Source organism: Sphingobium sp. SCG-1 (assembly GCF_002953135.1).
In the GTDB taxonomy this organism is placed as follows: Bacteria; Pseudomonadota; Alphaproteobacteria; order Sphingomonadales; family Sphingomonadaceae; genus Sphingobium.
The window spans coordinates 1774521-1792516 of record NZ_CP026372.1 but is presented as its reverse complement, the minus strand read 5'-3'; the positions used below and the strand labels follow the sequence as shown (position 1 = coordinate 1792516).

Genomic DNA, 17996 nt, shown 5'->3' with positions numbered 1-17996 from the left:
GGAGCGCGCGGAATCAAGGCAGATCAAGTGACAGGGCATATAAGATTGGCTAAACGGGCCTGAAATGGAGCAAAAATGTCGCACACCGTTCTGAATGCCATTCCCATATTGTCCCTCGACACCGAAGATGTGCAGAGCTTCGCCAATGCATTTGGCGGCTCATTTTCACAGTTCGGTTTCGCCATGGTCCGCGATCACGGCATGGATGAGAACCTGGTTGCGGACGCTTGGGCGAAGGCAAAGGCATTCTTTGCACTGCCTGAAGAAACCAAGCGCGCCTACATCCTGCAAGGTGGCGGGGGGCAGCGCGGCTACACGGCATATGGCACCGAAATCGCGAAGGGCGCGAGTGAGAATGACCTAAAGGAATTCTGGCATGTGGGCCGGGATCTTGCCCCCGGCAGCCCGCTGGCCGGAACGATGCCGCCGAATATCTGGCCCGAGGAGATTAAGGGGTTTCGTGAAACCTATACGCGCCTCTACGCCGAGTTCGATCGAGTCGGCGCAAAACTGCTCTCCGCCATCGCACTTTATCTCGGAATCAACGAGGATTGGTTCGTCGACCCGGTGCGCGACGGCAATTCGATCATCCGCCTGTTGCACTATCCTCCGGTCTCACCCGACGCGCCGGGCGTGCGGGCGGGTGCGCATGAGGACATAAACCTCATCACAATGTTGCTCGGTGCGGAAGAAGGCGGCCTGCAATTGCTGGACCGCAACGGCAATTGGCTGGCGGTGACGCCGCCGGAGGGTGCGATGGTCATCAATGTCGGCGACATGCTCCAGCGGCTGACAAACGGTGTGCTACCTTCGACCAGCCATCGCGTCGTCAATCCGCCGCCGGAAAGACGCGGCGTGTCACGTTATTCAATGCCGTTCTTCCTGCATCTGCGCCCCGACTTTATGATCGAAGCGCTGCCGCAATGTGTGACGGCAGAAAACCCGTTGCGCCAGCCGCCCATTACCGCGCACGCATACCTGCACGAACGGCTTGTCGAGATCGGACTGACCAAAGGTTGAGCGAGAATTATTTCCGCCAACGACCCATGGTGATGCCAATGGACTCGCCTCGCTCGCTGAGCGCCAACTTGACGATTTTTACCTGCACGTGCTTCACCTTGTCATCCTGCAGGAACACGGTCTCAATGATATGCTCTGCCACCGCCTCGATCAGAGTGAAGTGTTGACCGGTTGGTAGCGCCGCAGTCGCCGCGTGCTTCAGATCCATATAGTTTTTCGAAGCGGAAAGCGGCGTATCGGGACTGTAATGGTCCGCCATTTTGAGCAAAGCGCGAACCGAAATTCGCAATGGCTGCGGCAGGTGTGTCTCTTCCGAATAGATGCCGGTCAGCACGTCGAAGTCGAGATTGTCCACTTCGAGAGTCAGATAGTCGTTTTCTGGAAAATCCATGTCAGGCTTGCCGATTATCGCTTTTCATTTGGCGGTCAGCGGGTAAGACCCCCGCGCTCGAGGGCGCTCATGCTCTTTTATGGAACGAACGGCAAGACGTGACCCAGATTCTCCCTCTTGGTAGTCAAAGCGACGACGCGATCGAAGCGCTGCTGGATGCAGCGTTCGGTACGGATCGGCGGGGGCGCACGGCCTATCTGATCCGCAAGGAAATGAAGTGGCTACCCGAACTGAGCTACGCAGCACTGGATGATGGGGGCGATCTTATCGGCACGCTGCAAAGCTGGCCCGTCGCGCTGCACAGTCAGGACGGAACGGTCCGCCCACTCGTAATGGTCGGACCGGTCGCGGTGCGGCCCGATCAGCAAAAGGGCGGTTTCGGGCGAGCCATGATGGATGCCGTAGTGCAGGATGCGAGGAGACTTGCCTGTCCGCCGCTGATGATGATCGGTGACCCTGAATATTATGGCCGCTTCTGGGGCTTCTCCGCCGAGGGAACAGCGAAATGGCAGGCACCTGGAACAGTTGAGGCGCGTCGTCTGCTCGCATTGGTCGTCGATGGCGGCACGTTGCCGGAAGTCGGGATGTTAGGTCCGCGCATCACACAGATGGTCTGAACAAGACATTCCCTTTGCCAATGGCGTAAGCCGCTCTTATCTCCAGTTTATGCCCATGCCCCCCCTTCCCGATCTTGCATCTCTCTCCCTCGCAGAGATTGCGCGGTTGGTGGAAGAAAAGAAACTGCCGCCTGTTGCGCAGTGGAATCCGAAGCATTGCGGTGACAGTGAAATGCGGATCGCGCGTGACGGAACATGGTTTCATCAGGGATCGCCTATCGGTCGCGAAAATATGGTGCGCCTGTTTTCGACGGTCCTGCGGCGAGAATCCGACGGCTCTTATGTGCTCGTCACGCCGGTAGAGAAATTGTCCATCGAAGTGGAAGACGTGCCCTTCGTCGCTGTGGAAGTGAAATCCGAAGGCTCCGGAAATGGCCGATCCCTCGTTTTTCGGCTCAATACCGGAGACATCGTCGTCGCAAATGCAGATCATGCGATCGATGTCCACCAGACCGATGAAGGCCCCCGCCCCTATCTTCATGTGCGCGACGGTCTCGAAGCGCTGATTGCGCGCGCGGTCTATTATGAACTGGTGAACCTGGCGCTGGACGAAGATGCGGAAGCCACAACTCCCGGCCTATGGAGCGGCGGTCGACATTTCGCGCTTGGAAGTGTGGAATGACGTTGGCCGAACGGCTGCGAACTGCCTTGGCCGAAGGACATAGCCGCGATGACATATCGAGCTGGATAGCGGATCGCGATCCCCGCCTTGATCGCGATATCATCCTTGCCCCTGCCGCCGTTCTCGTGGCCGTAACGGATCGGCCTGAGCCGGGCCTGATACTGACCCAACGATCCTCGCGGCTTCGGAAGCACGCCGGACAGGTGGCGTTCCCCGGCGGCAAGGTGGATGATACTGACGCCGATGAGATCGCAGCTGCGCTACGCGAGGCGGAGGAAGAAATCGGCCTGCCGCCCAGCAGCGCCGAGATCATCGGAATCAGTGATCGCTACAGCACCTTTACGGGTTTCGACATCGTGCCGGTAATTGCGGTCGTACCCGCCGACCTTCCTCTGACAGCACAGGCTGACGAAGTTGCGGACTGGTTCGAGGTGCCTTTGGCCTATGTTCTTGATCCAGCAAATCGAATCCAGAAGGAAGTTGAGTGGGAAGGCCGCATGCGCCACTATTTCGAGATCCTTTGGCAGCAACGGCGGATCTGGGGGATAACAGCGGCAATCCTGGCGAACCTGTCGTGGAGGCTGGGATATGACCGAGAGCCTGCCTGACGCGGAATGGCTACACCGGCCGGGGCTGAAAGAACTGCTTGAAGCACTGGGCGCTTATCAGGACGACGCGCGGTTTGTCGGGGGAGCGGTGCGCGATACACTGCTGGGGCATTCAGTTTCAGATGTCGATATCGCGACGGTGCATGAACCTAGAGAAGTAATGGCGCGGCTGGAGAACGCCGGGATCAAGGCCGTCCCAACCGGTATAGACCATGGGACCGTGACGGCTGTGCTATCCGGCTGGCCCGTGGAAATCACCACATTGCGCCGGGACGTCAGTACCGACGGCCGCCACGCGACCATAGCCTTCACGGACGACTGGCGGGAAGATGCCGCCCGTCGGGACTTTACAATTAATGCGCTGTTCGCCGACGCCCGATCAGGGATCATCAGCGACTACTTCGGGGGTCTTGAGGATCTGCGTGCAGGTATGGTCCGGTTCATAGGCGATCCCGACGCCCGGATCGCTGAAGATCATCTCCGCATCCTGCGCTTCTTCCGATTCTATGCGCGCTTTGGGAAGGGCGAACCGGATGCGGCGGCATATTCGGCATGCAGAGCGCGGGCGAACAGCCTGATGGCTCTATCGCGCGAGCGGATCGCCGACGAATTATTGAAATTGCTGGCGTTGCGCGAGCCGACCCCCGCCCTCCGCCTTATGGTGGATGGTGGCATTTTGCTTCCCGTGCTCCCCGAGATCGATGAGCAGGGTGTCACGAGAATGGCGCGATTGATCCAGCGAGAGAACGAGGCTGATGCGGAGCCCGCTCCGATCAGGCGGCTTTGTGCGCTGCTGCCTGCGAACCCATCGGTAGGCGATGGCGTGGCGGCGCGCCTCAAACTGTCGAACAAGGCACGCAAGCGTATCGTCACAGCGTTGACGGATGCGCCGGATCATGAACACCCCGTACAACTCGCCTATCTGATCGGCACGGAGGGCGCGGTGGACCGGATGCTCTTGAATGAGAACATATCAGCCGCAACCATCAAGGAACTTCGTTCTTGCACGGTTCCCTCCTTCCCCATGACAGGCGGCGCGCTGATCGCGCGAGGATTGGCCCCCGGCCCTGCTGTGGCTCTTGCACTGAAAGAGGTGGAAGCGGAGTGGATCGGCAATGGCTTTCCCATGGGGAGCGCACTTGAAGCGATCGCCGATCAGATCGTGTGGAAGTTCCAGCGCGCCCGCCAGTAGTCGAAAGCTTTTTGTTCCGACAGCGCCTGAGAGAAATGGTAGCCTTGACCCTGCCAGCAACCGAGACGCTGCAAGACGTCGGCAAGGTCCTGCGTTTCGATACCCTCGGCAGTTACGCGCAAATCAAGAGAGTCCGCCAGCGAGAGGATGGTGCGGACGATGGCATGATTATCCCGATCGTGGATCATGTTCGACACGAACGAGCGATCGATCTTCAACAGATCGATGGGGAGACTCTGCAAACTTGCTAGATTGGAATAGCCAGTCCCGAAATCGTCCATTGCGATCGAGGCATCCAGGCTCTTGAGCGCGGCCAGCACCTGCCTTGCCTTGTCCGGGTCAGCGATAATCGCGCTTTCGGTCAGTTCGATGGTCAGCCGCCGCCCGGCTATGCCCGAATAGCGCAGGGCTTCCTCTACGACGGTCGGAACATCGTCGCGGCTCATCTGCGTCGGAGACAGATTGACGTTGATGCCTAGTGGCAGGACTTCGCCCTGAACCCGATCCCACTTTGCCAGGGTCTGCGCCGCCTCATACATCGCCCAGCGGCCGAGCGGCACGATCAGACCGGATTCCTCCGCGACGGGGATGAATTCCGATGGAGACACCTCCCCCAGTTCCGGATCGTTCCAGCGCGCTAGTGCTTCGAACCCGGTGACATCACCCGATTCGAGATGGACGAGCGGCTGGAATGCCAGTTCCAGACCGCCTTTGGCGATGGCTTCACGCAAGCGGCTTTCCAATGTGAAGCGGCGATGCGCTTCCTTCAGGACACCCGCTCTGTATATCTCCAGCTTGCCGCTGCGCTTGGCGATCTTGACCGCCGCCTGCGCTTGACGAACGGTGTCTTCGGGGTCGTCGGCCAGGCTCTGCGACAAGGCGCAGCCGATGGCGCATTCCACACTGATCTGAAGATTGGTTAGCCGCACCGGCGAAGCCAGTGCGTCATTCACGCGTTGCACTATATGCAGGGCGTCGGACAGGCCGTTGTTGAGCCGGGCGAAGATCGCAAATTCATTACCGCCGATTCGCGCCAGCACATCGCCGCGGCGCAGGCTCGACTTCAGGCGCTTGGCGACGGTGATGATAAGTTCGTCACCGGCAAGCGCCCCTAAAGATTCGTTCACGCGGCTGAAACGCGTGAGATCTATTGCAATGGCGGCAAAGCTGCCCCGCTCCGCAGGCGAGATGTTGGCAAGGCAATCGTCGATTTCTTCTCCAAACCCGGTACGGTTAGGGAGCGCCGTAAGACTATCCGATAACAGTTCGCGCCGCAGGTTCTTTTCCATGACTCGCTCGTTCGTGCGATCAATGGCAGTGAACAGCAGCCGCACGCCTTTGCGGTCAGAAGCGTCCAGCCGCCCAATCGTACAGGCGAGAAATTCCGCGCCGAGCGGTCCATCGCGGCGCACTTCGAAATGGTCGGAGGCCCGTCGCGATTTGCACAGATTCGCGATGCGCTCGGTCCAGTTGAACTCCCCATCGCCTGCGCAAATCAGCCCGCGAACCCCGGCTGGAAAGGTCTGATTGAACGCGGCATTCGCTTGCAGGACGCTCGGTGCGCCCTCTCGAAACGCAAGGATTGCTGCGGCTTGCGGCAGGGCATGGAGCCAGCCAGCGTCCGAGGCCGCTGCGGTCGCAACGGCGCGGTCATCCGACGAAGCGAGCAGCCCATCGAAATCGTCATTGTCCGTAAAGCGCGCAGAGAAAGCGTCCATGCAGCTAAAGTACGGCCATAAGGTAAATTAATTAAACCACGAAGATAACAAGCTGTAAGGGATTACCCGAAGCGGTTGTCGCGAGGGAAGCCCGTGGGTGGCATTCGTCCCGCCGCGCCACGCGTCACACGCCACGGCGTCATGTCGCTTTCGGTGCGGGTCCGACCCGATTCGCCGCCCATAGGCCAGCTCAAACCATCGCCAAGAACGAAGCTGATGGCATCCGACAAGCCGCCGTCGCGATAACGCTGCATCTGCACGCCCTGCCCGCGAGACATTTCCGGAAGCTCCGACAGCGGGAAAACCAGCAGCTTTCGATTGTCGCCGATCACGGCAACGCTGTCGGCCAGAGCGGGCACCATGCGGACGATGGACAGATTCGCCCCAACACGCAGGTTCACCACCTGCTTGCCCTTGCGCGTTTCAGCCAGAATATCTGCCACAGGTACAACGAACCCGCGCCCGTCCGAGGCGGCGACGAGCAGCTTCGCGTCTTTTCTGGCGACCATCATCGCCACGATCTCTGTCGTATTGTCCAGATCGATCATCGACCGGACCGGCTCGCCGAATCCGCGACCGCCAGGCAGTCGGTCCGCCCCCAGTGTGTAGAACCTTCCGTTGGCGCAGGCGATCAGCAGCTTGTCCGTCGTCTGCATCTGCACGGGCGTACTCCAGGGCCCGTCGCCTTCCTTATATTTGACTCCGGCGATGGTCGCGTCGTCGACATGCCCTTTCATCGCGCGAATCCAGCCGCGTTGCGAAAGGATCACGGTGATCGGCTCGCGTTCGATCATCGCCTCCAGCGGGATTTCGCGCGCAGGCGCGGCTTCCTCGATCAGCGTGCGGCGCTTGCCGAGCAGCGTGTCGGGGCCGTAACGTTTGCGTAGAGCATTGAGATCACGTTTTAGCTGAGTGCGCTGACGGGCGGGATTTTCCACCAGCTTTTCAAGCTCGTCACGTTCCTTGACGAGTTCGGCATGTTCGCGGCGCAACTCCATCTCTTCCAGCTTACGCAAGGAGCGCAGCCGCATGTTAAGGATCGCCTCCGCCTGCCGATCCGTCAGTGCGAACTCAGCCATCATGACTTCCTTCGGCTCATCCTCGGTCCGAATGATCGCGATCACCCGGTCGAGATTGAGATAGGCAATGATGTAGCCGTCGAGCAGTTCGAGCCGAGCGGCGATCTTATCGAGCCGGTGCTTTGCGCGTCGCACCAATACGTCGATCTGGTGCTTCAGCCATTCGACCAGCACCTCCCGCAGGCTCATCACGCGGGGCGTATGGCTGGCGTCGAGGACATTCAGATTGAGGCTCAACCGGCTTTCGAGGTCGGTCAGGCGGAACAGGCTGTCCATCAAGATGTCGGGATCGACCGAGCGGCTGCGCGGTTCGATGACGATGCGGATTTCTGCGTCCGACTCGTCGCGAATATCGGCCAGGATGGGCAGCTTCTTGTCGTTGATGAGCGCGGCGATCTCTTCGATCAGCTTGGACTTGGCGACTTGAAACGGGATTTCCGTGATGATCGCGACCCAGGTGCCGCGCCCGCCCTCTTCCTTGTGCCAGCGCGCGCGGACGCGGAAGGAACCACGCCCGGTGACATAGGATTCCGCGATGCTGCGGGGGCTGTCCACCAGGACACCGCCCGTGGGCAGGTCGGGGCCAGTGACGTGCTGCATCAGCGCGGCATGATCCGCGTCAGGCTGATCGATCAGGAGCAGCGCCGCGTCTATCAGTTCCGCGACATTATGCGGCGGAATACTGGTCGCCATGCCGACCGCGATGCCGGACGCCCCGTTGGCAAGCAGGTTCGGGAACAGGCCCGGAAAGACTTCGGGCTCTTCATCTTCGCCATTATAGGTGGGGCGGTAATCGACAGTGCCTTCGTCGAGACCGGACATCAAGTCAGACGCCGCCTGCGTCAGCCGCGCCTCGGTGTAGCGCATGGCAGCCGCGTTATCGCCGTCGATATTGCCGAAATTGCCCTGACCGTCGACCAGCGGCGTGCGTAGGGAAAAGTCCTGCGCCAGACGCACCATCGCATCGTAGACGGACGTGTCTCCGTGCGGATGATATTTGCCGATGACGTCGCCGACCACACGCGCACATTTCTTGTACGATGTGGTATTGCGCGCCGGGTCCGGATTGCTCGGCTCCAGCTTCAGCAACCGCATCGCCCACAGGAGGCGACGGTGAACAGGTTTTAGTCCATCCCGCAGGTCAGGCAGCGACCGTGCGGTGATCGTGGACAGCGCATAGACCAGATAGCGCTCGGACAGAGCGGAATCGAAGGGATGATCCTTGATGTTGTCGAACGGGTCGCGGAAATCAGTCATTGGAGCGGCGATAGCAGGGGACGGAGCAGGATGCGAGGGTGCGACATGGCGCCAGTGGTTTTGAACTGCACATCATTCAGGCGAAGGTGTCCGCTAAAATCACCTGAACCCGCTCCGCGCAATGCTGGAGCGCGGCGAGCGTTTCATTGCCCTTCAAGGAACGCGACCTGGGATCTATGGCGCACAGCGTGCCGAAGAATGTTCCGTCGGGCGCGGTGATCGGCAACGAGGCATAGCTTTTGAAGCCGTACAGCATCGGTGTGTGATGCGTCTGCCATTCTATGTCCTGATCGACATGATCAATGATGACACGTTGGCCGCTTTGCCTGATCTCGTCGCAAATCGTGGTCTTGATCTCCAGTTCGTCGCCGGGGTTGAGGCCGAACTCGATCTTATCGAGAACCTGACATGCGATCCACCGATCTTCCGTTACGCGCGCCACAGCCGCGAAGCCCATATCGGTGATGCGGCACACGTCCTCAAGCACCTCAGTGATCGCGGCCACCTGGCTCAGCGCAAGCGCTTCTTCGGTCAACTTGTCGATCATAGCCATGTTCCCCCTTTGAGCTATGCCGGAGGAGAAGGAAGGACACAATAGCGGGATAGGGACTAAGCATCCGTTCAGGCGCTTCAGCAACAAAAAAGCCGCCCGATCTGCACCGGGCGGCTCTTTATGTCAGTCGATGGGCGATCAGGCGTCCTGATCGGCGCCTTCAGCTTCGTCCGTGGGTTCCGAAGCGATTTCGCCCGGTTCCGCGTTGGGATCGTAATCTTCGGTGAAGCCTGCTTCGTCCTTTTCGAACATGCTGGCCATCACGTCGACGCCTTCCTTCTGAAGCTCGGCTTCTTCCGGCGAACGGGCTACGTTCACCTGAATGTTCACCGTGACTTCGGGGTGCAGCGCAACCTTGACGTCGAACACGCCAAGGGTCTTGATCGGGCGTTCCAGCACGATCATCGCCTTGTTGACGGTCTTCACGCCATCGGCCTGAAGCGCTTCGATGATGTCGCGCACCGAAACCGATCCGTACAGAGCGCCAGCGTTCGACGACTGGCGGATCAGAACGACCTGCTTACCATCGACATCGCCGGAAGATGCCTTGGCTTCTTCACGACGCGACGCATTGTCGGCTTCGATCTTCGCGCGGTTGGCTTCGAAGACCTTCTTGTTGGCGTTATTGGAGCGAAGCGCCTTCTTGTTCGGCAGCAGGAAGTTACGGGCATAGCCGTCCTTCACGGTGACGATGTCACCGATGGCGCCGAGTTTCTCGATCCGTTCGAGTAGAATGATTTCCATGAGATCTATTCCCTCACTTCACGATGTAGGGCAGCAGGCCCAGATGACGGGCGCGCTTGATCGCGGTTGCGAGTTCGCGCTGCTTCTTGGCCGAAACGGCCGTGATGCGGCTGGGGACGATCTTGCCGCGCTCGGACACGAAGCCCTGAAGCAGACGAACGTCCTTATAATCGATCTTCGGCGCATCCTTGGCGGCGAAGGGGCAGCTCTTGCGGCGGCGGAAAAATGGGCGTGCCATGTTCTTATGTCTCCTTATTCGCCAGCTTCGTCGCGGTCACGACGGGGACGGTCGCCACGATCTTCACGATCGCCGCGCGGTGCGCCACGATCGCGGTCGCCGCGCTCGCCACGGCCACCGCCGCGTGCGTCACGCTCTTGCTTGCGCATCATGACCGAAGGACCGGCTTCCAGCTCATCGACCTTGATGGTCATGTAGCGGATCACGTCTTCGTTGATCTGGGTCTGGCGCTCCAGCTCTGCAACGACGCCGGCAGGGGCATCGATGTTGAGCATCACATAGTGCGCCTTGCGATTCTTGGCGATCTTGTAGGCCATGCTGCGCAGGCCCCAATTTTCGGTCTTTACGACCTTGCCCTTATTGTCTTCGACAATCTTGGTGGCGATTTCCGCCAGTGCGTCTACCTGCGCCTGTGCCAGATCCTGGCGCGCAAGAAACACGTGCTCGTAGAGAGCCATGGGTCTTCCTTCATATTGGCCGATCGCTGACGCCGCCCCATGCGAACGCCCCTCCGGCTATCGTCTTTAGTTGTGATCCAGCAGGTCCGGAGTTGCCTCGGAGCCTTTGGAAGCGGGCGCTATGGTCGAAGACGCGGCAAAAGGCAAGCACGCAAAGAGGCGCACCCTTTCGGATGCGCCTCTTATCTGTCCAAGTCGGCTGGATTAACGGCAGCGCTGCACCGTAGTCCACGATCCACGGTAATCGTCGTAATAGCGCTCCGTGCGGCAGCGATACCCACGGTCATAGCCGCGATAACCACCATAGCTGCGGTAGCCGTCATACCCACCGCGATAGCGGCGATAGGCGCGGCGGTCCCGACGATCGTAGCCGCGATCATAATAGCCGTCGCGATAATAGCCTCTGTCATAGCCGCGATAGCCGCGGTCGTAATAGCGGTCCCGCGAACTTGAGGCGATGGCAGCGCCCAGCGCGAGGCCGACGACACCGCCGGCAAGCACTGCTCCGCTATTGTCATGGTGGCGATGGCCGCGATAGTAACGTTGCGCCTGCGCCGGGGCGGCCGTGATCGCCAGAGTGGCGCAAGTGGCAATGGCGAGTATGCCCTTCTTCCATTTGTTCATCATGGTCCTTGTCCTTCAACTCTAGCCGTTGAGGCGCGAACTTTGGCGGCTTCAAAGGCGATGATGACATATACGCAGGAGTCGATTGAACGGACCCTGAAGGACGCTGTTAAGCAAGGTTAATCTTCTATTTCGCGTTTCCGCAGGATCGGAAAGTCACGAAAGTTACACCGACTCAGAGGGGCATCCTTCTCCCCTCCCAAAACGGAAGGGGAGAAGGGCGTGACAGCCTAGCGTATCGCGTTGCCGATCACGGCGCCGATGATGCCGCTGGTGATGGCGATCATCACCGCGTCATTTCCTGAGCGAACCCATTGATACCCACGCGGCGGCGTGTTCAGGCGATAGTTGCGGTAATCGTTGACGACCCGATAGTTGGAAGCTTGGCGACGGTCGAACCGCTGGCCCTTGGCCCAGCGATGATTGCTGTAGCCGTTGTTGTAGCCATAAGCGCGGTTGTCATTGTGGCGGACAACCTGCTTTTGCCTGACTACCGTGCGTCCGTTCGCCTTGTGCTTGATTGTGGTCTGCTCATAGCGCTCACGCTGCGGTGCAGCCTGAGCCTGTGCAGTCACGAGCGGGCTGGCGATCATGGTGGTTGCGGCCAGTGCCATCAAAAACTTTTTCATGTGTCCGGTTCCTTTTCGTGTCCGGCGCCAACTGCGGCGTCTGATCATGAAATAGGAACCGGCTGTATCGGAGATGTGTCAGACACACGGCTCAAGTGTCTGAAAGTGTATCAGCCATTATTCGTGCCGTAGCGCGTCGATCGGGTTCAGGGATGCAGCCCGCCGTGCGGGAAAATAGCCGAAGACGACCCCGATCGCTGCCGAGAATAGGAACGCGAGCAGGTTGATCTTGAGGTCGAAGATAAAGGGCACTTGCATCAGCGGCGCTATGGCGATCGACGCGATCAGGGCGAGGCCCAGACCGATCAGGCCGCCAAGACAGGACAAGACGATAGCCTCGACGAGGAATTGCAGCAGCACTTCGCGCGCTACCGCGCCGATGGCGAGGCGGATGCCGATTTCGCGCGTGCGCTCGGTCACAGACACCAGCATGATGTTCATGATACCGATGCCGCCCACCAGCAGCGAGATGGCGGCGACGGCGGCGACGATCTGCGTCAGGATGGTGGTCGTGCCGGTGAGCGTATCGGAGATTTGCTTGGTGTCGAACACGTTGAAGTTGTCGGCGGTGCCCGGCTTGATCTTCCGCCGCTCACGCATCAGTTGCTCCAGGCTGTCCTGCACTGCGCTGCTTTCATAGGCGTCATCGACCGCAACCATGATGAGGCTCACTTCGCGGTTACCCGTAAAGCGCCGCTGCACGAACTTGATCGGCATGACGACGACATCGTCCTGATCATTGCCGAAGCCGCCCTGCCCGCGTGTCGAGAGCAGGCCGACGATCTGGCAACTGACGCCCTTTATGCGGAAGCGCTTGCCGATGGGGTCTTCCTGCCGGAACAGGTTTCTGCGCAGAGTCGAGCCGATAATGCAGACGGGCTTACCCGCCTCCTCTTCCTCCGGCATGAACAGGCGACCGCTGTCGAGCTTCCACTGCTGCGCCTCGAAATAGGCGGCGGTGGTGCCGTTGACGGTGGTGTTCCAGTTGGAGCCTTCGTAGATCGCGATGCCGCTGGTCGAAGCCTGCGGCGCAACGGCGCGGACGCCGGTGATCTGGTTGGCGATGGCCTCCACATCGTCCGGTTCGAAGTCCGGGGGGCGCGGTCCTCCGCCGCCGCGTCCGAACCCCTGCCCCGGCCGCAATTGCAGGATGTTCGCGCCAAGGCTGCTGATCTGCTCCCGCACGGCTGCGGTCGCGCCATTGCCGAGCGTCGTCATCGTGACGACCGCCGCAACGCCGATAATGATGCCGAGCGTCGTCAAGAAAGAGCGCAACTTGTGGCGGAAGATGGCCCGAAACGCGAGCGTGACGGTGGTGCTGGCGATCATGCCGCTTTCCCCTTCTCGATCCGCTCGACGAGGCCGTCCTTGAAGTGGACGATGGTGCGGGCGAAGGCGGCCATATCGGGCTCGTGCGTGACCATCAGCACGGTGATCCCGCTGTTGCGGTTGAGGTCGGTCAGCAATTCCATGATCTCGATGGACCGTTCCGAATCGAGATTGCCGGTGGGTTCGTCCGCGAGGAGGACATCGGGCGACGTGACGATGGCGCGGGCGATGGCAACGCGCTGTTGCTGGCCGCCAGAGAGTTCGGCGGGAGTGTGATCCCACCAGGGCTTGAGGCCCACCTTGTCTAGGGCAGCCATGCCGAGATCGTAGCGCGTCTTCTTGTCCTCGCCACGATAGAGCAGCGGGAGTTCGACATTCTCCAGCGCGGTGGTGCGGGAGAGCAAATTGAACCCCTGAAACACGAAGCCCAGATAGCGGCGGCGCAGGAGGGCGCGCTGATCACGGTCCAGAGTCTCCACATGGTGATCGCGAAATAGAAATGACCCGGCGGTCGGCACGTCGAGACAGCCCAGGATATTCATCGTCGTGGACTTGCCGGACCCCGAAGGCCCCATCACCGCAACAAAATCGCCGCGTTCGATGTCCAGGTCTATACCCTTGAGCGCCTGAAACAGAGTCGCGCCGCTCCCATAGCTTTTCGTGACTCCGCGCAGGCGGATGATCGGATCATTCGCCATTGGCTTCTCTCTGCGCGCGCCGCGCTTCCCGCCGGGCGCGCATTTCTTCGCGCTGCTCGGGCGTCAGGCTTTCCATGAAGGCACGGCGCTGCTCCGGCGTCATGTCGCGCATGCGCTGGCCGCCGGGGGGCGTGGGAGCCGATGGTGCGGGCGCGGCACTGGAGCGGCGATCTGGCGCCGGGGTCGTGGCCGCTACGGGCGCGCTGCTATTGCCAGCCGGGGCAGCGGGAGCCGCCGGAGATATAGCGGGCTGCCCGCCGTCCCGCTTGCGCCGCTGGCCGCCGCCTGCCTCGTCGCGCTCGGGCGGCTGTTCCTGCCCGGCGGCGAGTTGCCCGGTGATGACGCGCGCGCCTTCTTTCAGGTTACCGCTCTGGATCACAGTGCGCGATCCGTCGCTGTCGCCGATCACGACGTTCACGGCCTGTGGCTTGCCGTCTTCACCGACGATATAGACCGTCTGGCTGCTGCCGAAGCCGAAGTTGACTTGCTGCGTGGCGCGATTGCCGCGACGGGGCCGCGCGACAAGCTGGCTGGTGATGCCGCCACCGCTCTTTCCGCCCTGATCGGGCTTGAAGCGCAGCGCGGCATTGGGGACGAGGAGCACGTCCTGTAGTCGCTTCGTCACGATGTCGGCGGTCGCGGTCATGCCGGGGCGCAGTATCTCGTCATTGTTATTGACGGACAGCACGGCGGTGTAGGCCACGACGGTGTTCGTCGTGGTCGCCGCCGTTGTGGACGAAGATGCACTGCTGGCGTTGGAGCCGACATTCACGCGATTGACGCGCGCCGGAAAGCTGCGTCCCGGAAATGCGTCGACTGCGAATGTGGCTTCCTGACCGTCAGCCACCTGACCCACGTCGGCTTCATCGACGGAAACTTCGACTTCCATTTGCTTCAAGTCTTCGGCGATGGTGAAGAGAACTGGCGCGTTCAGCGACGCGGCAACCGTCTGTCCCGGCTCAATCGAACGCGAGAGAACCACGCCCGTCACCGGCGAAACGATCTGCGCGATCTGAAGATTGGTCTGCGCCACCGAAAGTTGCGCCTGGGAGACCGAAACCTGTGCGCGGGCCGAGCGGACCTGCGCCAGCGCCTGCGCATAATTGGCACGGGCGGAATCGAGTTCGGTCTTGGCGGGAACGCGTCCGCCGGAGAGTTGGAACACATTCAGTTGCCGGTCGAGCGTCGCCTTGGCGAGGGCGGCGGCGGCATTGGCCTGCGCCACGCCCGCGTCCGCAGCGGCGACTTGCGAGCGGTTCTGCGTCACGGCGTCATTCAGGCGGCGGGTGTCGAGTTCGGCAAGGCGCTGCCCCTTCGTCACGCGATCGTTCACATCGACGAAGACCTGCGTGATCTTGCCGGACTGTTCGGACCCCACATCGACCTGATTGATGGGCTTGAGGTTGCCGGTTGCGGAGACGGTAACGGTGAGGTCGCCCTTTCGTACCGCGCGCGTCGAGTAATTGGGCTGATCGCCTTCCCCGAAGCAGCGCGACAGCAACAGGAGGAGCAGGATCAGCGCGATGCCGATGACGCCCCACTTGATCCATTTCCGCCATGGCTTTTCCGGCTGCACGCCCAGGAAATCGTCCAGATTGTCCGCCTTGGTCGCGGGTGTGGGCGTCACGTCTTGCGTCATTCGGGTCGTCCGTTCATGGTTTGCCATCCGCCGCCAAGGGCGCTGTAAAGCTGGGCTACGGCCTGCACCTGGTCCGCGCGGGCGCTGGCGAGGCCGTCTCGTGCCGAGAGCAGGGACTGCTCCGACGTCAGCAGAGTCTGGAAGTCGGTGAGGCCAGCCTGATACTGGCTCCGCGCGATGATCGCGCTGTTGTTGGCGGCATCCACCGCGATCGTGAGTTGGGTTACGCGGGCACGCGCATTGCGGTCGGCGACGAGGGCGTTCTCGACATCCTCCAGCGCCACCAGCACCGTGGACTTGTAGGCGGAGAATGCGCCTCTTGCGGCAGCTTCCTGCGCGCGGACGCGGGAGGCTGTCGCGCCGCCGTCGAAGATCAGTTGCGCCAGATTGCCGAACAGGCTCCCGGTGATGACATCCCCCAGCCGGCCGAGCGACAGGGCCGTGGTTCCGATATTGCCCGACAGGCTGAGTTGCGGATACAGCGCCGACTGCTCGACACCGATCCGCGCCGTAGCGGCGGCCAGCGTGCGTTCGGCCTGCCGCACGTCCGGGCGCTGGCGCAGCGTGTCGGCGGGGATGCCGGTGGCGATATCCGTGGGCGCGGTCGGCACGGGTGCTGCCGTTTCCAGCGCGCGGGTCGCTTCGCCCGGTGCCTGGCCGGTCAGGACCGCGATGCGGTTGAAAGCGTTGGCAAGGCCGGCTTCGAGTTGCGGAATGGCGGCGGTCTGCTGTGCGAGTTGCGCGCGCGCCTGCTCCTGATCGAGCGACGAGACGAGGCCCGCCTCGACACGCCAGCGAGTGATGTTGAAATTGTCCTGCGCCGTCGCGAGTTGTTCGCGGGCTATCCGCAGCCGCTCCTGCGAGAGCCGCGCAGTGATGTAGTTGCTGACGGTCTCCGCGATGATGGCGATACGGACGTTGGCGAGGCTGTAGCCCGACGCCGCCAGATCGGCGCGGGTCGCTTCGACGGTGCGACCGATCCGCCCGAACAAGTCGATCTCCCAGCTGGCGCGGAGACTCCCGGAATATTGATTGGAACTGCCGCCACCCGAGGATCCGCCGATGATATTGCCATTGGCGTCGACGATGGAGCCGGTCGTGCCTTCGCGGAAGTTGCGGCCGCCGCTGCCCGATGCACTGACATTTGGCAGGTAGCTTGCGCCAGCCTGCCGCAAGGCTTCGCGCGCCTGATCGAGACGGGCAACGCCCTGCGCGATATCGAGGTTGTTCGCGATGGCCTGCTCGATCAGCCCATCCAGCACCGGATCGTTAAAGCCCCGCCACCAGTCGGCCAGCGCCGCATCGCTAAGCGGCGCGCCCTGCGCCGCGGTGTACGTGGCGGGCACGCCGAGCGATGCTGCAGCGGGCGGCTTATAGTTGGGACCGACGGCACAGCCCGAAAGCGCGAGGGCTGTGCCGGTCAGGAAAGCTAAAGGGTAACGCACGGATTTCCTTCGTGTGATGCGGGAAAATGGCGACGCATCGAGCCAATGCTTGCGCATGGCTGTCTGCATATCTAGTTCCTGCCGAATTCGGGACCGGGCCTCAATGGCTTTTGTGTCTTAAAGTGTATCATGCGCGAAACGGCTTTGCTTGAAGCGGACAGGGCTTGAAGCAGGCAGGCGCACAGGGAGGATGATCGTGCGGGCATTTCTTTTTCCGGGACAGGGCAGCCAGTCGGTCGGCATGGGCAAGGCGCTGTCGGACGCCAGCCCTGCGGCGCGCGAACTGTTTCAGGAAGTCGACGATGCGCTGTCGCAGCGACTGTTCAGGATTATGTGCGAAGGGCCGGAAAGCGACCTGACGCTGACCGAAAACGCGCAGCCTGCGATCATGGCGAATGCACTGGCGACATTGCGCGTCATGGAAAAGGAAGGCGGATTGCGGCTCGCGGAGAAGGCGGATTTCGTCGCGGGGCATAGCCTTGGCGAATATACCGCGCTGTGTGCAGCGGGTGCGTTCGACGTAGCGACGACGGCGCGGCTGCTGAAGCTGCGTGGACAAGCGATGCAGGCGGCCGTGCCTGTGGGCGAAGGGGCGATGGCGGCTCTGCTGGGTGCGGATGTCGAAAAGGCGCAGGCTCTGGCCGATGCTGCGGCCGAGGGCGAAGTCTGCACGGTTGCGAACGACAACGATCCTTCGCAAGTCGTGATCTCCGGGCATCGCGGCGCGATCGAGCGGGCGATTGCGATGGTGAAGGAGCATGGCATCAAGCGCGGCGTGCTGTTGCCGGTGTCCGCGCCGTTCCACTGTCCATTGATGCAGCCCGCCGCCGATGCGATGGAGGCCGCTCTGGCCGACGCGGCGCTGCGTACGCCGGTGGTGCCGGTTTACGCCAATGTGCTGGCCGCGCCGATCGCTGCGCCAGACGATATTCGCGTGCGGCTGGTCGAGCAGGTGACGGGACGGGTGCGCTGGCGCGAGTCCGTCAGCGCGATGTGGGACGCAGGCGTTACCGACTTCGTGGAAATCGGCGGCAAGGTACTGGGACCGATGGTGAAGCGCATCGCACCCGACGCGACCGTAACCAGCATCGTGACGATGGACGATATCGAGAAGGCGCTTTCGGCGCTCTGATCC

Annotated in this window: 19 protein-coding genes; 6 read left to right on the top strand and 13 right to left on the bottom strand. The window is 61.5% G+C overall.

Annotated features, from left to right (window positions below):
* Nucleotides 1-75 precede the first annotated feature (75 nt).
* Nucleotides 76-1020: an isopenicillin N synthase family dioxygenase gene (locus C1T17_RS08200; protein ID WP_104953030.1), complete on the top strand. Its 945-nt coding sequence runs from the start codon at nt 76-78 to the stop codon at nt 1018-1020.
* 7 nt (nt 1021-1027) lie between these two features.
* On the opposite strand, the gene C1T17_RS08195 is transcribed toward C1T17_RS08200, so the two are convergent.
* Nucleotides 1028-1411 carry a dihydroneopterin aldolase gene (locus C1T17_RS08195; protein WP_104953029.1) on the bottom strand — a complete coding sequence of 128 codons (384 nt, stop codon included), beginning with the start codon at nt 1409-1411 and terminating at the stop codon, nt 1028-1030.
* 98 nt (nt 1412-1509) lie between these two features.
* Between C1T17_RS08195 and C1T17_RS08190 the strand changes: the two genes are divergently transcribed.
* From C1T17_RS08190 to C1T17_RS08175, 4 genes are read left to right on the top strand one after another with little or no spacing between them, the layout of a single operon-like run.
* Nucleotides 1510-2028, top strand: coding sequence for a GNAT family N-acetyltransferase (locus tag C1T17_RS08190; RefSeq protein ID WP_104953028.1), 519 nt, complete (start codon nt 1510-1512; stop codon nt 2026-2028).
* 49 nt (nt 2029-2077) lie between these two features.
* A complete protein-coding gene (locus C1T17_RS08185) occupies nt 2078-2650 on the top strand; it encodes a DUF1285 domain-containing protein (RefSeq protein ID WP_104953027.1) in 573 nt (190 codons plus the stop codon).
* Nucleotides 2647-3258 (top strand): CoA pyrophosphatase, encoded by a 612-nt coding sequence (locus tag C1T17_RS08180; protein WP_104953026.1) that lies wholly within the window; start codon nt 2647-2649, stop codon nt 3256-3258. The genes C1T17_RS08185 and C1T17_RS08180 overlap by 4 nt, the downstream gene beginning before the upstream one ends.
* Nucleotides 3239-4450, top strand: coding sequence for a CCA tRNA nucleotidyltransferase (locus C1T17_RS08175; protein ID WP_104953025.1), 1212 nt, complete (start codon nt 3239-3241; stop codon nt 4448-4450). The genes C1T17_RS08180 and C1T17_RS08175 overlap by 20 nt, the downstream gene beginning before the upstream one ends.
* Here C1T17_RS08175 and C1T17_RS08170 read toward each other — a convergent pair.
* The 12 genes from C1T17_RS08170 to C1T17_RS08115 form a co-directional block, all read right to left on the bottom strand.
* Nucleotides 4414-6168 carry a putative bifunctional diguanylate cyclase/phosphodiesterase gene (locus C1T17_RS08170; protein WP_104953024.1) on the bottom strand — a complete coding sequence of 585 codons (1755 nt, stop codon included), beginning with the start codon at nt 6166-6168 and terminating at the stop codon, nt 4414-4416. The two genes, C1T17_RS08175 and C1T17_RS08170, sit on opposite strands and share 37 nt — an antisense overlap.
* 62 nt (nt 6169-6230) lie before the next feature.
* Complete coding sequence (gene parC / locus C1T17_RS08165) at nt 6231-8504, bottom strand: DNA topoisomerase IV subunit A (RefSeq protein WP_104953023.1); 2274 nt, start codon at nt 8502-8504, stop codon at nt 6231-6233.
* A gap of 76 nt (nt 8505-8580) precedes the next feature.
* Nucleotides 8581-9051, bottom strand: coding sequence for a GAF domain-containing protein (locus tag C1T17_RS08160; protein ID WP_104953022.1), 471 nt, complete (start codon nt 9049-9051; stop codon nt 8581-8583).
* A 144-nt stretch (nt 9052-9195) separates the two neighbouring features.
* Nucleotides 9196-9801 carry a 50S ribosomal protein L9 gene (gene rplI / locus C1T17_RS08155; protein ID WP_104953021.1) on the bottom strand — a complete coding sequence of 202 codons (606 nt, stop codon included), beginning with the start codon at nt 9799-9801 and terminating at the stop codon, nt 9196-9198.
* A gap of 13 nt (nt 9802-9814) precedes the next feature.
* Entirely contained in the window at nt 9815-10039 is a 225-nt protein-coding gene (rpsR, locus tag C1T17_RS08150) for a 30S ribosomal protein S18 (protein WP_104953020.1), read from the bottom strand.
* A gap of 14 nt (nt 10040-10053) precedes the next feature.
* Nucleotides 10054-10497, bottom strand: coding sequence for a 30S ribosomal protein S6 (gene rpsF / locus C1T17_RS08145; protein ID WP_104953019.1), 444 nt, complete (start codon nt 10495-10497; stop codon nt 10054-10056).
* Nucleotides 10498-10701: 204 nt separating this feature from the next.
* Nucleotides 10702-11124 carry a hypothetical protein gene (locus C1T17_RS08140; protein ID WP_223262856.1) on the bottom strand — a complete coding sequence of 141 codons (423 nt, stop codon included), beginning with the start codon at nt 11122-11124 and terminating at the stop codon, nt 10702-10704.
* A 227-nt stretch (nt 11125-11351) separates the two neighbouring features.
* Entirely contained in the window at nt 11352-11750 is a 399-nt protein-coding gene (locus C1T17_RS08135; RefSeq protein WP_223262855.1) for an RcnB family protein, read from the bottom strand.
* Between the two features lie 117 nt (nt 11751-11867).
* Nucleotides 11868-13076, bottom strand: a complete 1209-nt coding sequence (locus C1T17_RS08130; RefSeq protein WP_104955084.1) for an ABC transporter permease — start codon at nt 13074-13076, stop codon at nt 11868-11870.
* Nucleotides 13076-13777: an ABC transporter ATP-binding protein gene (locus tag C1T17_RS08125; RefSeq protein WP_104953018.1), complete on the bottom strand. Its 702-nt coding sequence runs from the start codon at nt 13775-13777 to the stop codon at nt 13076-13078. Before C1T17_RS08125 ends, C1T17_RS08130 begins: the two co-directional genes overlap by 1 nt.
* The gene (locus C1T17_RS08120; RefSeq protein WP_104953017.1) at nt 13767-15416 is read right to left on the bottom strand and encodes an efflux RND transporter periplasmic adaptor subunit; all 1650 of its coding nucleotides are present in this window, start codon (nt 15414-15416) and stop codon (nt 13767-13769) included. The genes C1T17_RS08125 and C1T17_RS08120 overlap by 11 nt, the downstream gene beginning before the upstream one ends.
* A complete protein-coding gene (locus C1T17_RS08115) occupies nt 15413-16918 on the bottom strand; it encodes an efflux transporter outer membrane subunit (RefSeq protein ID WP_189338583.1) in 1506 nt (501 codons plus the stop codon). Before C1T17_RS08115 ends, C1T17_RS08120 begins: the two co-directional genes overlap by 4 nt.
* 139 nt (nt 16919-17057) lie before the next feature.
* Between C1T17_RS08115 and fabD the strand changes: the two genes are divergently transcribed.
* The gene (fabD, locus tag C1T17_RS08110; protein ID WP_104955082.1) at nt 17058-17993 is read left to right on the top strand and encodes an ACP S-malonyltransferase; all 936 of its coding nucleotides are present in this window, start codon (nt 17058-17060) and stop codon (nt 17991-17993) included.
* The last annotated feature ends 3 nt before the right edge of the window (nt 17994-17996 follow it).

Excerpts from the sequence above, each read along its gene's own strand:
- C1T17_RS08120 (WP_104953017.1), bottom strand. The coding sequence starts at position 15,416 with ATGACGCAAGACGTGACGCCCACACCCGCGACCAAGGCGGACAATCTG.
- C1T17_RS08180 (WP_104953026.1), top strand. The coding sequence starts at position 2,647 with ATGACGTTGGCCGAACGGCTGCGAACTGCCTTGGCCGAAGGACATAGC.
- C1T17_RS08200 (WP_104953030.1), top strand. The coding sequence starts at position 76 with ATGTCGCACACCGTTCTGAATGCCATTCCCATATTGTCCCTCGACACC.
- C1T17_RS08135 (WP_223262855.1), bottom strand. The coding sequence starts at position 11,750 with ATGAAAAAGTTTTTGATGGCACTGGCCGCAACCACCATGATCGCCAGC.
- rplI (WP_104953021.1), bottom strand. The coding sequence starts at position 9,801 with ATGGAAATCATTCTACTCGAACGGATCGAGAAACTCGGCGCCATCGGT.
- C1T17_RS08160 (WP_104953022.1), bottom strand. The coding sequence starts at position 9,051 with ATGATCGACAAGTTGACCGAAGAAGCGCTTGCGCTGAGCCAGGTGGCC.
- C1T17_RS08170 (WP_104953024.1), bottom strand. The coding sequence starts at position 6,168 with ATGGACGCTTTCTCTGCGCGCTTTACGGACAATGACGATTTCGATGGG.
- C1T17_RS08125 (WP_104953018.1), bottom strand. The coding sequence starts at position 13,777 with ATGGCGAATGATCCGATCATCCGCCTGCGCGGAGTCACGAAAAGCTAT.
- C1T17_RS08195 (WP_104953029.1), bottom strand. The coding sequence starts at position 1,411 with ATGGATTTTCCAGAAAACGACTATCTGACTCTCGAAGTGGACAATCTC.
- rpsR (WP_104953020.1), bottom strand. The coding sequence starts at position 10,039 with ATGGCACGCCCATTTTTCCGCCGCCGCAAGAGCTGCCCCTTCGCCGCC.
- C1T17_RS08185 (WP_104953027.1), top strand. The coding sequence starts at position 2,078 with ATGCCCATGCCCCCCCTTCCCGATCTTGCATCTCTCTCCCTCGCAGAG.
- C1T17_RS08140 (WP_223262856.1), bottom strand. The coding sequence starts at position 11,124 with ATGATGAACAAATGGAAGAAGGGCATACTCGCCATTGCCACTTGCGCC.
- C1T17_RS08115 (WP_189338583.1), bottom strand. The coding sequence starts at position 16,918 with ATGCGCAAGCATTGGCTCGATGCGTCGCCATTTTCCCGCATCACACGA.
- parC (WP_104953023.1), bottom strand. The coding sequence starts at position 8,504 with ATGACTGATTTCCGCGACCCGTTCGACAACATCAAGGATCATCCCTTC.
- rpsF (WP_104953019.1), bottom strand. The coding sequence starts at position 10,497 with ATGGCTCTCTACGAGCACGTGTTTCTTGCGCGCCAGGATCTGGCACAG.
- C1T17_RS08175 (WP_104953025.1), top strand. The coding sequence starts at position 3,239 with ATGACCGAGAGCCTGCCTGACGCGGAATGGCTACACCGGCCGGGGCTG.